This is a genomic window from Noviherbaspirillum massiliense JC206 (assembly GCF_000312045.1).
Classification (GTDB): Bacteria; Pseudomonadota; Gammaproteobacteria; order Burkholderiales; family Burkholderiaceae_D; genus Noviherbaspirillum; species Noviherbaspirillum massiliense.
On record NZ_HE978634.1, the window covers coordinates 3,024,119 to 3,039,742 of the forward strand.

The window sequence follows — 15,624 nt, forward strand, 5'->3', positions numbered from 1 at the left end:
ACGTTCTCCGTTTTCAAGCGGCTCGGATGGACACGGCCTCCATCCTCTGCAAGGGAGATGGAGGTAGGGTGCGCCATGCGCACCATGCAATGCCGGTGCGCGAGGCGCACCCGACTTTATGGAATCTGTTTTAGAAGCGGATCATGGAATTCGTGCAGCGTGCTGCACGAATTCCATGCTGAGCCAACAGTCACTCCGCCGCCCGCTTCGCAATATGCGCGAGCGCCTCTTCCACTTGATCGATCAGGATCAGGCAAAGGTCGCCGCTTGAGAGGCTGGCGAGCGCGGTATCGATGGCGAGAAATTCGCCGCGGATTTCCTTGATCGAGCTGGTGCGCTTCGCCTTCGCGAGCCCTTCGCGCAGCAGGGCGATCACTTCGCCGTCGGCGCGGCCGCGCTGGCACTGGTCTTCATACAGGACGACTTCGTCGAAGGCATCGCCGAGGATTTCGGTCTGGCGACGGATATCGATGTCGCGGCGGTCGCCGGCGCCGCTGATGACCACGCTGCGGCGTTTCGCCGGCATGCTCTCGACCGCGCGCACCAGGGCCGCGATGGCATCCGGATTGTGGCCGTAGTCGGCGATCAGCGTGGCGCCACGGTAGGAAAACAGGTTGAACCTGCCGGGGGCGGTGCTGGCATTGTTGACGAAGGTTTTCAGGCCGGCGTGCACGATGTCCCAGTCGATGCCGAGTCCCCATGCCGCGGCAATCGCAGCCATCGCATTCTCGACCTGGAAACCGATGGTGCCGTTGTGGGTCAGCGGTATGTCGGCCAGGCGGATGCGATGCGCGAATTTGCCTTCCTCGGCCACGATCGCATCGCCGTCCACGTACACCACCCGGCGGCCCTGGGCGCGGTGGGTGGTCAGCACCGGTTCATGCACATCCTTCGCGAAATACGTCACCGCGCCGGGGCAGACGGCGGCCATGCCGGCCACCATGGGATCGGCGGCGTTCAGCACCGCCATGCCGTTGGGCGCGACGTTCTGCACGATCACGCGCTTGACCACGGCGAGGTCTTCGACGGTGGTGATGTAGTTCAGGCCAAGATGGTCGCCCATGCCGATGTTGGTCACCACCGCCACATTGCAGCGGTCGAAGCCCAGGCCTTCGCGCAGCACGCCGCCGCGCGCGGTTTCGAACACGGCGGCATCGACCTCCGGATGCAGCAGCACATTGCGCGCGCTGCGCGGGCCGCTGCAGTCGCCGGTGTCGATGCGGCGGTTGTCGATGTAGACGCCGTCGGTGCCGGTCATGCCGACGCGGTACTTGTTGGTCTTGAGGATATGGGCGATCAGCCGGACGGTCGTGGTCTTGCCGTTGGTGCCGGCCACGGCCACCACCGGGATGCGGCCGTCGTCGCCGTCGGCAAACATGGTGGAAATGATGGCTTCGCCCACCGGACGACTCTTGCCGTAGGACGGCTGCAGGTGCATGCGCAGGCCTGGCGCAGCATTGACTTCGACGATGCCGCCGCCCTGTTCTTCCAGCGGCTTGATCACGGTCTCGCACACCATGTCGACGCCGCAGATGTCGAGCCCGACCATTTGCGCGGCTTCCACCGCGCGCGCCGCCACTTCCGGATGCACGTCGTCGGTGACGTCGGTGGCGGTGCCGCCGGTGCTGAGATTGGCGTTGTTGCGCAACACGACAATCGCGCCCTTGGGAGGAATGCTTTCCGGCGTATAGCCCTGCTTGGCCATCACGGCGCGAGCGATGTCGTCCAGCCGGATCTTGGTCAGCGAAGTCGCATGGCCATCGCCGCGGCGCGGATCGCGGTTGAGTTCCTCGATCAGCTCGGCGATGCTGTGCTTGCCGTCGCCGATGACTTGCGGCGGTGCCCGTCGCGCTGCAGCCACCAGATGCTTGCCCACCACCAGCAAACGGAAATCATGGCCGCTGATGTAGCGCTCGACGATTACGTCGGAGCTGATGGCATAGGCGACCTCGAAGGCCTTGAAGACTTCTTCCCGCGTCCGGATGTTGACGGCCACGCCCTTTCCCTGGTTGCCGTCGCGCGGCTTGACCACCACCGGCGCGCCGATCTCGCATGCTGCCTTCCAGGCTTCTTCCGGATCCGACACTGAGCGCCCCTGCGGCACCGGCACACCGGCTGCATGCAGCAGTGCCTTGGTGAGTTCCTTGTCCTGCGCAATCGATTCGGCGATCGCACCGGTATTGCTGGTTTCGGCGGCCTGGATGCGGCGCTGGCGGCTGCCCCAGCCGAATTGCACCATGCTGCCCTCGGTCAGGCGCCGGTAGGGAATGCCGCGCGCCACTGCCGCCTGGACGATCGCGCCCGTGCTCGGTCCGAGCCGGATATCCTCGTCCAGCTCGCGCAGCCGCGCCAGTGCCTGAGCGAGGTCGAAGGGCGTGTTGTCCAGCGCGCTGCGCACCAGCACCTCGGCCAGTTCGAAGGCGAGCCGGCCCACGGCTTCCTCAGTGTATTCCACCACCACCTGATAGGTGCCGCGCTCGACGGTTTCCACCGCGCGGCTGAAGGTCACCGGGCATCCCGCCTGTTTCTGCAGGCAGAGCGCGGCGGATTCCAGCACATGCGCCAGCGACAGCGGGTGCCCCGGGCTCGCGGGCTCGAGGAATTCGATTCCGGGAAAGCGCGCGCGCAGGCGCACTTCGAAATCGGGTAATGCGGCAATGTCGCGCGCCGCCTCGGAGCACGACACGATAGCTTCGATCGACGTGTGCCGACTCCAGAGATTGGGCCCGCGCAAGACGCGGATACGCGATACTTTCATGAAAACCTTCCCTTGTCTGCACGATGCGGGATCATTTTCCCTCCCCCTGCATGCGTGCCTGTGTTCTTTTCTGCCCGCCGCCCGGCGGCAGGCCGTTCATTCATTCCATTTCCGCAAGCGGCGCGATTTTCAGCAGGCATCGCCATAGACGAAAGTGCTGATGCCAGCCCGTATCAGATCGGTGTCGACGCCGAGCGCCCAGGCCGCGCCCACGGCGGCGAGAATGTTTTCCGTGACCTGGTCGGAACGGGCTTCGGGCGGCAGTACCGCCAGTCCGACCAGGACCGCTTCATCCTTGCCCGATGCCAGCACGATCTGCCCATCCCGCACGAATACCGCCCGTCCGCCGCCGGCACAATGCTGGTCCAGCGCGGGAAGCTCGGGCGTCATGCCGTAGAAGACGACGCTGCCATCGCACAGCGAAGCCATGGCGGCGACGCGGGCATCGGCAGCATTCAGCACTGCCGTGCCCTCGGGGAGCACCACGTCCACCTGGGTGCGCGCCACCTTCTCCATCTGTTCCGCGTCATTGACGTGCAGGTCCGGCAGGGTCGCGTCTGCAGCGATGCCGGTGACGATGCCGACCTGGCAGCGGTCATAGGCCAGTCCTTCGGCCAGGATGGAGCGATAGCCGTTTTCCAGCACCGCCGCATCCAGTGCGCGGTTGATGAGGATGCGATGCGCCGCCGCCCAGTTTGCCGCATCGTTCTGCTCGACCCGCCGCTGGCGCAGGTACAGGCCGTCACTGCAGGCCAGTCCGACCGCGGCACCGTTCAGCTCCATGAGCCGTGCCGTAAGGCGGGCCACCATGGTGGTGCCATGACTGCCGGTCACGCCGACGACGGGGATGCGGCCATTGTCCTGCTGCGGGAACAGGTGGTCGACGATCGCGCGCCCTACCGGCCGCGCCGGACCATCGGCCGGCTTCAAATGCATCAGCAGGCCCGGCCCGGCATTGACTTCGACGATCGCTCCGCCCTGCTCTTCGAGCGGACGCGAGATGTCTTCCGCCACCAGGTCGACGCCCGCGATATCCAGGCCGGTGACGCGCGCCGCCAGTACGGCAGCGGCAGCCACGTCCGGATGAACCAAGTCTGTCACATCGAAGGCCACATTGCCGTTGCGCTGGATCAGCACCTGTGTGCCGGCGGGCGGCACCGAATCCGGTTCGTATCCCTGACGCGCGATTTCCAGCCGCACCGCCGGGTCTTCATCGATCAGCACCAGGTTCAGCGGAAATTCTTCCGTGGTGCCTCGGCGCGGGTCGGTATTGATCTGGCTGTCGATCAGTTGCGTGATCGTCGCCACGCCGTCGCCGGTGACCCAGGCTTCCTGGCCGCGCGCAGCTGCCACCACCTTGCCGCCGACCACCAGCAGCCGGTGCTCGTTGCCGGAGATGAAATTCTCGACGATCACTTCACTGCCCTCTTCCTGCGCCAGCCGGTAGGCGGCTTCGACTTCGGCGCGGGTCTTCAGGTCGATCGAGACGCCGCGGCCATGATTGCCGTCGGAAGGCTTGACCACCACCGGAATGCCGATTTCCTCGGCCGCTTCCCAGGCGTCTTCCGGGCTGTTTACCACCCGGCCTTCCGGGACCGGCACGCCGCAGGAACCCAGCAGGCTCTTGGTCAGGTCCTTGTCGCTGGAGATGCTTTCCGCAATCGCGCTGGTGCGGTCGGTCTCCGCCGTCCAGATGCGGCGCGAACGCGCGCCATGGCCAAGCTGGACCAGGTTGCCGTCATTCAGGCGCAGGAAGGGAATGCCGCGCTCGGTCGCCGCTTCCACGATGCAGGCGGTGCTCGGCCCGAGGCTGACCCTGTCCAGGATATCGCGCAACTCTTCCACCGCCGCCGGCACGTCGAATGGCCGGCCTTCGATGGCGGCCATCACCAGGTCGCGCGCCTTGACGAGCGCCACCCGGCTTACCGCTTCATAACGGGCGCGCACTGCCACCTTGTACATGCCGCGGGTCGGGGTTTCGCGCGCCTTGCCGAAGCCGGTTTGCATGCCGGCCTGGTTCTGCAGCTCGATCATCACGTGTTCCATGATGTGCGCCGGCCAGGTGCCTTCGCGCAGGCGCTGCAGGAAGCCGCCGCGCTCGCCGATGCTGCAGCGGTGCTCGATCAGCGAGGGCAAGAGGCCCGTCAGGCGTTCATAAAAACCGGGAATCGTGTTGGAAGGGGAATCTTCTAGCTCGCCGATGTCTACCCAGGCCTCAAGGACCGGGCGGTATGTCCAGATGTTCGGTCCGTTCAGGAACAGAACATTGACAATTTCAATGGATTTTTTACTCATCTAATTCTTGGTTAAAGGCATGCGTTCGGCGCCGCCGGCCTGTTAATAACGCATGGCGCGGGCGCCAAGTTTACTGATTCTCGGGAAAAATATCCTGCAGAATCGCAATCGCAAGAAAACCCGGCCCGCTGTCGGTATACTTGGCGCCACATTACGCAGCATCGCTGCCCCTCAAATTTAATATTCTGCAAATGCACAAACAGAGCGCCATTGCAGAATCACCACCTTGATGAAAACCGAATCCGCATCCTTGCTATCACCCGCTTCTTCCCTGCCCGCCGCCTGGCAGCAGGCCATCCAGTCGCGGCTCGAACCGGATGAAATCGTCCTGGCTTCGCTTGAACTGGACCTCGACGCCAGCCTGCGCTTCATGTCCGGCATCGTGGCCGTCACCGACCGCCGCCTGCTGTCGGCGACATCCGGCAAGGGCGACTGGAAGGAATGGCCATACCGCGCCGACCTGCGCCTGCTCCACCATGACCATGCCGGCGTCGGCACGCTGGAATTGCATGATGACAATGCCCGCCTTGCGAACTGGCGCTATACCCTCGGTCACAACCCGGAAGCTTTGCGCCTGATTAAGCATTTCGACCAGCAGCGCGAGGCTGCGGTTTCCGGCATCCCGGCAATTGCGCCGCAGGAAGATGTCTGTGCCAGCTGCAAGGCCCCCCTGCCGCCGGACCAGGATGAATGCCCAATCTGCACCCGCGAACTGCAGACGCCGCCGACCACCTGGACCCTGTTCCGGCTGTGGCGCTTCGCCAAGCCGTACAAGGGGCAGTTGCTGGCCGGCTTCCTGCTGACCCTGGCCTCGACCGCTGCCACGCTGGTGCCGCCTTACCTCACCATGCCGCTGATGGACAATGTGCTGATTCCCTACCAGAACGGCGCCGCCATCGATGTCGGCCTGGTGGGCCTGTATCTCAGCGGCCTGCTCGGCGCGGCGCTGCTGGCCTGGATACTCGGCTGGGCGCGCACCTACATCCTCGCCCTGGTGTCGGAACGCATCGGCGCCGATCTGCGCACCAACACCTTCGAACACCTGATGCGGCTGTCGCTGGAATATTTCGGCGGCCGGCGCACCGGCGACCTGATGGCGCGCATCGGTTCCGAAACCGACCGCATCTGCGTCTTCCTGTCGCTGCACCTGCTCGACTTCGCCACCGACGTGCTGATGATCGTGATGACGTCGGCCATCCTGATATCGATCAATCCCTGGCTGGCGCTGGTCACTCTGCTGCCCCTGCCCTTCATCGCCTGGATGATCCACGTGGTGCGCGACCGGCTGCGCCACGGCTTCGAAAAGATCGACCGCGTCTGGGGCGAAGTCACCAATGTGCTGGCCGACACCATCCCCGGCATCCGCGTGGTCAAGGCCTTCGCTCAGGAAAAGAGGGAAGCGGCGCGCTTTCGCGAAGCCAACCGCCACAACCTCCTGATCAATGACCGCGTCAACAAGGTCTGGTCGCTGTTTTCGCCGACTGTCACCTTCCTGACCGAGATCGGCCTGCTGGTGGTCTGGGCCTTCGGCATCTGGCAGGTGTCGCAAGGCACGATCACCGTCGGCGTGCTGACCGCCTTCCTGGCCTACATCGGCCGCTTCTACACCCGCCTCGATTCCATGAGCCGCATCGTCTCGGTCACGCAAAAGGCGGCGGCCGGGGCCAAGCGCATCTTCGATATCCTCGACCATGTATCGAGCGTGCCGGAATCCACCAACCCGGTGCACCTGCCGCGCGTCGAAGGCCGCATCGACATCAGGGACATCGGTTTCCGTTACGGCAACCGCGCGGTGCTGCGTGGCGTCGATCTCTCGATCAAGCCGGGCGAATTCATCGGCCTGGTCGGCCACAGCGGTTCCGGCAAGAGCACGCTGGTCAACCTGATCTGCCGCTTCTACGACGTGTCGGAAGGCGCAATCCACGTCGACGGCGTCGACATCCGCTCGCTGCCGATCGCCGAATACCGGCGCCACATCGGCCTGGTGCTGCAGGAGCCCTTCCTGTTCTTCGGTACCATTGCGGAAAACATCGCCTACGGCAAGCCGGGCGCGACGCGCGAGGAAATCGTGGCCGCCGCCCGCGCCGCGAATGCGCATGAATTCATCCTGCGCCTGCCGCACGGCTACGATTCGATGGTGGGCGAGCGCGGCCAGACCCTGTCCGGCGGCGAGCGCCAGCGCATCTCGATTGCGCGCGCGCTGCTGATCGATCCGCATATCCTGATCCTCGACGAAGCCACCTCGTCGGTCGACACCGCCACCGAAAAGGAAATCCAGAAGGCACTCGACAACCTGGTGCACGGCCGCACCACGATCGCGATCGCGCACCGCCTGTCGACCCTGCGCCGCGCCGATCGCCTGGTCGTGCTCGACAAGGGCCAGATCGTGGAAGTCGGGCAGCATGAGGAATTGCTGGCGCGCGAAGGCGCCTACTACCGCCTGTACCAGGCGCAGCAGCGCCAGGCCGAACAGGATTTCCTGGAATCGCAGCCGCAATCGACGGAAGGTGTCGCATGAACAATTTCAACCTGACACGCGACGCCTTCGGCCGGCTGGTGTTTGCTTCTGCCGATAACGCCATCGTGGAGGAAGGCGTGGTGCCGGTGCGCGCCTTCCCGATCGGCGCGCCCGACAAGGGGATTGCCCTGGTCGATGCCGACGGCCATGAGCTGGCCTGGATCGACCAGTTGAGCGACCTGCCCGCCGACGTCCGCGCGCTGATCGAGGAAGAACTCGCGAACCGCGAATTCCTGCCGGAGATCCGCAGCATCCTGCGCGTGTCCACCTTCGCCGTGCCGAGCACTTGGGAAGTGGAAACCGACCGCGGCCCGGCCAGCCTGATCCTGAAAGGCGAGGAAGACATCCGCCGCATCGCCCAAACCACGCTGATGATCGCCGACAGCCATGGCGTGCAGTTCCTCATCCGCGACCTGGACAAGCTCGACAAGGCGAGCCGGAAGTTGCTGGATCGCTTCCTGTAACGCCCGTCCCGCCCGGCTCCGTCTTCGAGCCGGGCGTTTTGATTTCCAAAAGAAATTTGCATCGCCACCTGCGTTCGCGCGCCCTGCCCGCAGTCTTTGCCGGACAAGCTGCAACCTGTCTTTTCCTTCCCGCACAAGCTATAACTCAATCATCGGGAACCCTCCTCCCGCTCCCCGCCAGGAGAACAGCATGAAACACCACGACTACGATGTGCTCGACGTCGAGCAAGGCCGCCCGGTCAAGATGTGGACCAGGGGCGTGCCGGTGGAAGAGGATGCGAAGCGCCAGCTCGCCAACACTGCGAAGATGCCCTTCATCTACAATCACATCGCGGTGATGCCGGACGTGCATGTGGGCAAGGGCTCGACCATCGGCAGCGTGATCCCGACGCTCGGCGCGGTGATTCTGGCGGCGGTCGGCGTGGACATCGGCTGCGGCATGATGGCGGCCAAAACCACGCTCACCGCGAACGACCTGCCGGACAGCCTCGGCAAGCTGCGCAGCGCTATCGAAAAGGCGATCCCGCACGGCATGTCGCCCAAGACGCGCGGCCACAAGGGCCGTGACCAGGGTTCCTGGGACACTCCCCCGCACCCGGTGGACCAGGCATGGCTGCACCTGAAGGACGAATTCGACGCGATCTGCCGCAAGACGCCGAAGCTGCGCAACACCAACAACTACAAGCACCTCGGCACGCTCGGCTCTGGCAACCACTTCGTCGAGATCTGCCTGGATGAAACCAACTTCGTCTGGCTCATGCTGCACTCCGGCTCGCGCGGCGTGGGCAATGCCATCGGCTCGCACTTCATCGAACTCGCCAAGCAGGACATGCGCTCGCATTTTTCCAACCTGCCGGACCAGGACCTCGCCTATCTCTCCGAAGGCACGAAGCATTACGACGACTATGTGGAAGCGGTCGGCTGGGCGCAGAAATTCGCGCGACTGAATCGCGAAGTGATGATGCAGAACCTGATCGCCGCCGTGCGCAGCGTCATCGCCAAGCCATTCGAGACGCATGTGGAAGCAGTGAACTGCCATCACAACTATGTGCAGAAGGAAACCCACTTCGGCCGCGAAGTGCTGGTCACGCGCAAGGGCGCGGTCTCGGCGCGCGCCGGCGAACTCGGCATCATCCCCGGCTCGATGGGCGCGAAGAGCTACATCGTGCGCGGCAAGGGCAACCCGGAAAGTTTCCACAGCTGCAGCCACGGCGCAGGCCGCGTCATGAGCCGCACCGAAGCCAAGAAGCGCTTCACCATCGCCGACCAGGTCCAGGCCACGCGCGGCGTCGAATGCCGCAAGGACGCGAACGTGATTGATGAAATCCCGATGGCGTACAAGGATATCAATGCGGTGATGGAAGCACAGCGTGAACTGGTGGAGGTAGTGCACACGCTGAAGCAGGTGGTGTGTGTGAAGGGGTGAGAATTATCCGTAACGGAGACAATTTTTATCTTTGATATGCCACTGAGTTCCGTTCTAGAATCGAAAGGGTAAATTCATTTAAAGGAATCGGAATGGCTGCAACTTCAGAGCAACAAGCTCGATTAGCTGAGCTTCGTAAGCAGACCAAGGAATTAGGCATTCAAGGCTTATTCACTACTGTAGAAGGAGAAGGTCTGAGCTTGGACGAAATGGCGATCAAGATGTGGGAACTTGGTTACATTGAAGTGCCAACCCGAGCCGCATTACTTGATGCAATGGAGCGTGAAATGGAGTTGCGTAAACAGCGTGCAGCGAGTTTAGCTGATAGCGGCTCCGACCAATCAAAGCAAGTTCGTATGCTCATTAAGAGCCCGCGATACGAGTTTCAATGGAAGCATTTATTGCCTTTCATCGTACTCGCGGTTATCTCACTAGTCATACTCAAGACTGCTTTTGAGAATCCACGTTATCCGAGCCCACCATTTTTATCGTATTGGGAGGTTCTACTCGAAGCAGCGCAACGTTTTTCTATGGTGCTTGGACTTGGGGCACTCGCGATGTTCTGTCGTGGCTTAATACTTCCTGGCCCAAATGACTTCGATGAATATCAAGAAAGGAAATCGCGCGATATGAATTGGTGGTATTTCTTTGTCTCAATCGCAGTTACTTATTCTTCGTTGGCTTTTAATCGCGCTTCTTTAGCAATTGGATGGTAAATCAGCAGACTGCGAGAACCTTGATGGATTAACGCTGATAATCATTGACTTGACAAGAATTCTAAGGGCATCGTGATGCGTCGAGTGTGAAAAAACATTTGGAGCATCACGATGCTCTTTACAAAAAACCCTCCTCTACCCTCACATCCCCTGCCCCAACGCCTTCTCAATATCCCCCACCAGCTTCCTGTCTCCCGGCGTCACTTCACTTGGATAAGCAGCCACCACCTTGCCGCTGCGATCGATCAGGTATTTGTAGAAATTCCATTTCGGCGTAGTGCCAGTGATCTTTGCCAGCTCCGCATGCAGCGGGTTGGCCTCCGGGCCCTTGACCGAGGACTTGGAGAACATGGGGAATTTCACGCCGTAGGTGTTGTAGCAGAAGTCGGCGATCTGCTTGCTGTCGCCGGGCTCCTGGTTGCCGAAATCGTTCGAGGGGAAGCCGAGCACCACCAATCCCTTGTCGCGGTATTTCGCGTACAGGTCTTCGAGTCCCTCGTACTGCTTGGTGAAGCCGCAATAGCTTGCGGTGTTCACCACCAGCACCGCCTTGCCCGCGTACTGGCAGAGGTTTTGCGGGGCTTCATCCTGCAGGCGCTTGAAGGTCTGGTGAAGGATGGAAGGGCAGGATGCGGTGGAAGCAGCGGTGGAGGAAGCGGCAGGCGCGGAGGATTGCGCCCATGCCGGGGCGAGGATGCCGAAAAAGACTGCGGTCAGGGCGATGCTCTTCGGAATGATGCTTGTCGACATGTCGGCCTCCGGTTGAATGAAATGGCAATGCCATTCCATTCTAGGACAAAGCCAGCTTGCGCTACTGCGCGATGGCGGGCCGCTTGCGTCCGATGCCGGTGGCCTGCTCGAAGGCGTGCGCGATCTGCAGCAATTCGAATTCGCCGCGATGGCGGCCGACGATCTGCAGACCGACCGGCAGGCCGTCCTGCGTGAAGCCGGCGGGCACCGAGATGGCGGGATGGGTGGTGGCGCTGATGTAGTAGCAGGAGCGCATCCAGTCGATGTAGTTGTCCATCTTCACGCCGTCGATTTCGGTGACGTACTGCTGCTCGACCGGGAAGGGCGGCACCTGGTTGACCGGGAACACGATGTAGTCGTAGGACTGCATGAACTGATGCATGCGCTGGAACAGCGCGGTGCGCAGCTTTTCGGCGCGCGCAATCTGGGTGCCGGTCAGCTTGCGGCCGGCTTCGATGTTCCATACCACGGTGTCCTTGAGCACGCCGGGATGCTGATCCATCACCGCGCCGAGCTGCAGCTCGAAGTTGTAGGCGCGGATGGCCATGAAGACTTCATGCGCATCGCGGAAATCCGGGCAGGCTTCCTCGACGCGGCAGCCGAGCTGCTCGAATACCTTGCGCTGCGCATCGATCGCCTGGACCACCCGCCTGTCGACCGGCAGGCCGCCCATGTCGGGACTCCAGGCGATGCGCACGCCCCTGAAGTCGTGTGCCAGCGGCGCACGGAAGCGCGCGCCGTCTTCACTGATCGCAAGCGGGTCACGCGCATCCGGGCCGGCCATCACCGACAGGTGCAGGGCGAGGTCTTCGACCGTGCGCGCCAGCGGGCCGGATACCGAGAGATTTCCCCAGCCGTCGAGCGCCGGCACCTGCGGCACGCGGCCGACCGAGGGACGCAGGCCGACCACGTTGCAGTAGTTCGCCGGGCAGCGCAGCGAGCCGCCCATGTCGGTGCCGTCTGCCAGCGGCACCATGCCGGTGGCAAGCGCCACGGCCGAGCCGCCGGAAGAGCCGCCGCAGGTCTTGCTCAGGTCGTAGGGATTGCGCGTTACGCCGAACACCGCGTTGAAGGTTTGCGAGCCGGCGCCGAATTCCGGCGTGTTGGTCTTGCCAACGCTGATCGCGCCGGCCTGCTGCTGGCGCTCCACCACCAAGGCGCTCCGTGTCGGCACGAAATGCTCATGCACCTTGGAGCCGAAGGTGGTGCGCATGCCCTTGGTCAGCATCAGGTCCTTGTGCGCCACCGGCACGCCATGCAGCGGCCCGAGCGGCTCGCCGCGCGCCTGCGCTTCATCGGCCGCCTTCGCGGAAGCCATGGCCTGTTCGGCATGCAGGGTGACGATCGCATTGACCTGCGGATTGATGCGCTCGATCTGCGCCAGATGCGCGCTCATCACTTCGCGCGCCGACAGCTGGCCGGCGCGGATCTGGGCGGCCATCTCGGTCGCGGTCATGAAGCAGATGTCTTGGCTCATCGCGGGTGTTCCTTTCGAATTCGGTTTTGGCGGGACATGCTCGGGCGGCAGCTGCCCGGCCGGACGATTGCGGGAGAACCGACATGATAGTGCGAAATGCGCTCACGCTGCATGCCCAGCCCGCGCAGCCGGATGAAAGCAGCGGCGACCGGAAGATCAGTTGCCGCGATGGCGGCGCAGCGTGCCCATCCAGAGGACATTGACCAGGGCCGCGCAGGCAAGCACGCCGCCGCAGACCATCACCGCGCGCCGCGCATCGAGTGCATGGACCAGCACGCCCGCGTTCATGCCGGACGCCGCCGGCATGACCTGGGAAATGATGGTGTACATGCTCAGCACGCGGCCGCGCACCGCATCTTCCACGTTTTCCTGGATGCCGGCGACAATCAGGCCGATGGCGACACCGCCGAGCATGCCCACGCACGCCAGCAGCGCGAAGGCTGCGGCGGGTTGCTGCACGCTGGCCATCAGGGCAAACAGCAGGCCGGAGAGCATGAATGCGGCGAAGATGGTTTTCCCGTGCGGCAGGCGCTTGGCTGCCACCATGCACAGCAGGCCGCCGGCGATCAGCGAGGGCGCCAGCGTGCCGAGGAAGGCGCCGCGCTGCAATTCGCCCAGGCCGAGAGCACTGCGCGCCAGCTTGGGCAGGATCACCTGCATCGGCCCCATCAGCATATAGCCGAAGATGGCTGCAAGCAGCAGTTGCGCAACCAGCGGATTGGCGCGCACCGCGCGCAAGCCTTCGGCGACTTCCTGGATCACCGGACGGTGCGGCCTGAGCCCGGGCTTGGTCGACACGCCCAGCAGCAGGAGCGAGCCGGCGAGGAACAGGGCAGCGGCCAATCCGAACGCGGCATGCCAGCCGGACAGCAGCCGGCATGCCGAGATCGCCAGCGGCCCGAGTCCGAAGCCGAGCATCACCAGCAGGTTGAAGATCAGCGAAGCACGGCGCAGCGAGGCGGCGTCGACCAGCTGGCCGAGCGCAGTCATGCGTGCCGGCGCGACGAAGGACCAGCCGATGCCGGCGCACAGGGCCGCGCCAAGCAGGAAGGGCGCGCGCGCCTGCGGCTCGGCAATGAAACGGTCACCCGCGGCGAGCGCTAGCGCCGCAACGACGAACAGGATTTGCGCGACATGAATGATGCGCACCGGCGCGTAGCGGTCACACAGCACGCCGGCATACCAGCCGAGCAGCAGCGGCGGGCCGAAGCACAGGCCGAAGCCGATGCCGGCCAGCAGGTCCGAGCGCAGCGCTTCCTGCGCATAGATGATCACCGAGTAGTTGACGATATGGCCGCCGGTGAACGCCAGCAGGCAGGACAGGAAGAAGGGCCAGTGGCGGCGCATCATCGAATGCCCCTTCCGGCCGCGCCGTAAAGCTGCCTCATTTCATCTTCACCTGGATCAGGGTCGGCTGCCCATCCTCAATGTGCCAGCTCGGGAAATTGGAATTCGCGGTGTACACCGTGCCATCCTCGGCCACTTCCACGTCGCGCGTGAAGGTGGTGCGGCGCGGAAGCGGGATGGTGCGCCAGGTCTGGCTGGCGATGTCGAAACCGTAGAGCGCATCCGACTGGTTGCCGTTGACCCAGACGATGTTGCGCTTCTTGTCGACGTTCAGGCCGTAAGGTGTCTCGCTGCCCTTGGGCTGGACCGGCAGGTCGAACAGGGCAAACGTGCCGTCGGCCGGTGAATAGCGCGCGATCTTCGAATCGCCGAAGGCCACGATCCAGAGGTTGCCCTGCGCATCGGCACGCAAACGGCGCGGGCCGAGAATGGGCGTAGGAACCATCGTGATCTTTCCGGTGGCCGGATCGATGCTGCCGATCTCCCGGGTATGCAGGCGTGCGAACCAGACCTTGCCATCGGGGGTGATGTCGATGCCATAGGGCAGCGGCGTGCCGGACGAGGCCCAGTCCACCGGCATCCAGTTCGCCAAGGGCAGTCCCCAGCTCATCAGCTTGAACAGCACGTCGATGGAGGCAACTGTGAGCTTTTCCTTCAGGCCGCGGGTGGGCAGATCGTACAGCGTGAACTTTTGCGCTCGGCGATCGAACTTCGCGACCTGGTTCGACAGGGCCAGCGTGAACCAGACGTTGTCCTGCGCATCGACGCGGATGGTATGCGGATAGAAGCCGCCGTCCATCTCATGCAGGGTGAAGGCCTTGGTCACCGGATCGAATTCCACCAGGCGGCGCTGGGCCGAGGGCGTGATGAAGATGTGGCCGTCTTTCTGCGACTCCGCCAGGGAGTGCGCGTTCGAGGTGTCGTCGTGGCTGGGGAAGTCCTTCAGCCGTGCGGCGATCAGGCCGCCGGGCTTGTCGCCCGGTCGATGCGGAATCTTGTAGACGGTGACCGCATTCGACACCGGGTCGATCTCGTAAAGCCGATCCTGGATGTTGTCGGCGACATAGACCAGCTTGTTGGCGGCGATCAGCATGTCATGCGTCTGCGACATCGCATTGCCGATCGGCCATTCGGTGATCCTGATCCGCTCCAGCGTCGCTGCATCCCAGCTATTCCCGCCCTGCACCAGCGCGGGGTTCTCGCGCAGGTGGCGATAGCCGGCGGAGAGCTTCTCCGGCAGGCTCTTCTGCAGCTCGGTCGGCAGGCGTGAACCGTAGCGGATCATGCGGTCGATGGTCTTGTGCCAGTCTTCCGGCGAACGTTCGGCACGCGTGCCGGCGCTGCCCTGCTGGTGGCAGAAGCCGCATTGCATCTGGAAGTGGCGCTTGGCGTCGACCGAGCCGAGATCCAGCGCGCCCAGCCAGGCATTGGCCGGCTTCGCTTCAGCCAGCTTCAGGGGATCGGTTTCCACTTCCATGGTGGCGCGGATGGCTGCCTGCCCTTTCGGCGCGCGCACCGTCACCTCCTTGTAGCCGATCTTGCGCAGCCGGTAACTTGTCTCGCCGCTGCGGTCGGGCAGGTTCGCCGTGCCCAAGCTACCGGTAAAGGCGGTGATGTCGGTGTCCGCCACATGCGGCTTGCCCGGCTGCTGGTAGCCATTGTCGGATCGGTCCGCCGGAGCGGGATTGGCCATGGACTGCGTCACCATCACGGTCGGCAGCGGCTTGCCCTTCGAATCGACGACGGTGATGAGCGCAGCCTGTACCGTTGCGGCCATGCCGGCGGCAATCAAGGCGGGCAGGCAGAGCAGGGTGGTTGTGAAGCGTTTCTGTTTCATGAAGAGGTCCTCGATCTTTCCGGAATTGTCGATGGC

The 15,624-nt window shown here is 63.6% G+C and carries 10 protein-coding genes; 4 read left to right on the forward strand and 6 right to left on the reverse strand.

Going from position 1 to position 15,624, the window contains the following annotated elements; all coding sequences use genetic code 11:
- Positions 1 to 190 precede the first annotated feature (190 nt).
- Together cphA and HGHM_RS14845 are read right to left on the reverse strand one after the other, a co-directional pair.
- Positions 191 to 2,758, reverse strand: coding sequence for a cyanophycin synthetase (gene cphA, locus HGHM_RS14840; RefSeq protein ID WP_020693852.1), 2,568 nt, complete (start codon positions 2,756 to 2,758; stop codon positions 191 to 193).
- A gap of 129 nt (positions 2,759 to 2,887) precedes the next feature.
- The gene (locus HGHM_RS14845) at positions 2,888 to 5,053 is read right to left on the reverse strand and encodes a cyanophycin synthetase (RefSeq protein WP_019142336.1); all 2,166 of its coding nucleotides are present in this window, start codon (positions 5,051 to 5,053) and stop codon (positions 2,888 to 2,890) included.
- Between the two features lie 229 nt (positions 5,054 to 5,282).
- Between HGHM_RS14845 and HGHM_RS14850 the strand changes: the two genes are divergently transcribed.
- The 4 genes from HGHM_RS14850 (at position 5,283) to HGHM_RS14865 (ending at position 10,177) form a co-directional block, all read left to right on the forward strand.
- Entirely contained in the window at positions 5,283 to 7,571 is a 2,289-nt protein-coding gene (locus HGHM_RS14850) for a cyanophycin metabolism-associated ABC transporter (protein WP_019142337.1), read from the forward strand.
- Complete coding sequence (locus tag HGHM_RS14855; protein ID WP_019142338.1) at positions 7,568 to 8,035, forward strand: cyanophycin metabolism-associated DUF1854 family protein; 468 nt, start codon at positions 7,568 to 7,570, stop codon at positions 8,033 to 8,035. Before HGHM_RS14850 ends, HGHM_RS14855 begins: the two co-directional genes overlap by 4 nt.
- A 190-nt stretch (positions 8,036 to 8,225) precedes the next feature.
- Positions 8,226 to 9,461 (forward strand): RtcB family protein, encoded by a 1,236-nt coding sequence (locus tag HGHM_RS14860; protein WP_019142339.1) that lies wholly within the window; start codon positions 8,226 to 8,228, stop codon positions 9,459 to 9,461.
- A 92-nt stretch (positions 9,462 to 9,553) separates the two neighbouring features.
- Positions 9,554 to 10,177: a hypothetical protein gene (locus HGHM_RS14865; RefSeq protein ID WP_019142340.1), complete on the forward strand. Its 624-nt coding sequence runs from the start codon at positions 9,554 to 9,556 to the stop codon at positions 10,175 to 10,177.
- A gap of 141 nt (positions 10,178 to 10,318) precedes the next feature.
- Here the strand turns inward: HGHM_RS14865 and HGHM_RS14870 are convergent, their stop codons facing one another.
- The 4 genes from HGHM_RS14870 to HGHM_RS14885 all read right to left on the reverse strand — a co-directional run bounded on the left by HGHM_RS14870 (position 10,319) and on the right by HGHM_RS14885 (position 15,588).
- Entirely contained in the window at positions 10,319 to 10,927 is a 609-nt protein-coding gene (locus HGHM_RS14870) for a glutathione peroxidase (protein WP_051155339.1), read from the reverse strand.
- A 61-nt stretch (positions 10,928 to 10,988) separates the two neighbouring features.
- The gene (locus HGHM_RS14875; RefSeq protein WP_019142342.1) at positions 10,989 to 12,404 is read right to left on the reverse strand and encodes an amidase; all 1,416 of its coding nucleotides are present in this window, start codon (positions 12,402 to 12,404) and stop codon (positions 10,989 to 10,991) included.
- Positions 12,405 to 12,560: 156 nt separating this feature from the next.
- Positions 12,561 to 13,754, reverse strand: a complete 1,194-nt coding sequence (locus tag HGHM_RS21430) for an MFS transporter (protein WP_019142343.1) — start codon at positions 13,752 to 13,754, stop codon at positions 12,561 to 12,563.
- 34 nt (positions 13,755 to 13,788) lie between these two features.
- The gene (locus HGHM_RS14885; protein ID WP_034349131.1) at positions 13,789 to 15,588 is read right to left on the reverse strand and encodes a Vgb family protein; all 1,800 of its coding nucleotides are present in this window, start codon (positions 15,586 to 15,588) and stop codon (positions 13,789 to 13,791) included.
- Positions 15,589 to 15,624 lie beyond the last annotated feature (36 nt).

What these genes read in the sequence shown, in the direction of transcription:
- cphA (WP_020693852.1), bottom strand. Translation starts at nt 2,758, where the DNA reads ATGAAAGTATCGCGTATCCGCGTCTTGCGCGGGCCCAATCTCTGGAGT.
- HGHM_RS14845 (WP_019142336.1), bottom strand. Translation starts at nt 5,053, where the DNA reads ATGAGTAAAAAATCCATTGAAATTGTCAATGTTCTGTTCCTGAACGGA.
- HGHM_RS14850 (WP_019142337.1), top strand. Translation starts at nt 5,283, where the DNA reads ATGAAAACCGAATCCGCATCCTTGCTATCACCCGCTTCTTCCCTGCCC.
- HGHM_RS14855 (WP_019142338.1), top strand. Translation starts at nt 7,568, where the DNA reads ATGAACAATTTCAACCTGACACGCGACGCCTTCGGCCGGCTGGTGTTT.
- HGHM_RS14860 (WP_019142339.1), top strand. Translation starts at nt 8,226, where the DNA reads ATGAAACACCACGACTACGATGTGCTCGACGTCGAGCAAGGCCGCCCG.
- HGHM_RS14865 (WP_019142340.1), top strand. Translation starts at nt 9,554, where the DNA reads ATGGCTGCAACTTCAGAGCAACAAGCTCGATTAGCTGAGCTTCGTAAG.
- HGHM_RS14870 (WP_051155339.1), bottom strand. Translation starts at nt 10,927, where the DNA reads ATGTCGACAAGCATCATTCCGAAGAGCATCGCCCTGACCGCAGTCTTT.
- HGHM_RS14875 (WP_019142342.1), bottom strand. Translation starts at nt 12,404, where the DNA reads ATGAGCCAAGACATCTGCTTCATGACCGCGACCGAGATGGCCGCCCAG.
- HGHM_RS21430 (WP_019142343.1), bottom strand. Translation starts at nt 13,754, where the DNA reads ATGATGCGCCGCCACTGGCCCTTCTTCCTGTCCTGCCTGCTGGCGTTC.
- HGHM_RS14885 (WP_034349131.1), bottom strand. Translation starts at nt 15,588, where the DNA reads ATGAAACAGAAACGCTTCACAACCACCCTGCTCTGCCTGCCCGCCTTG.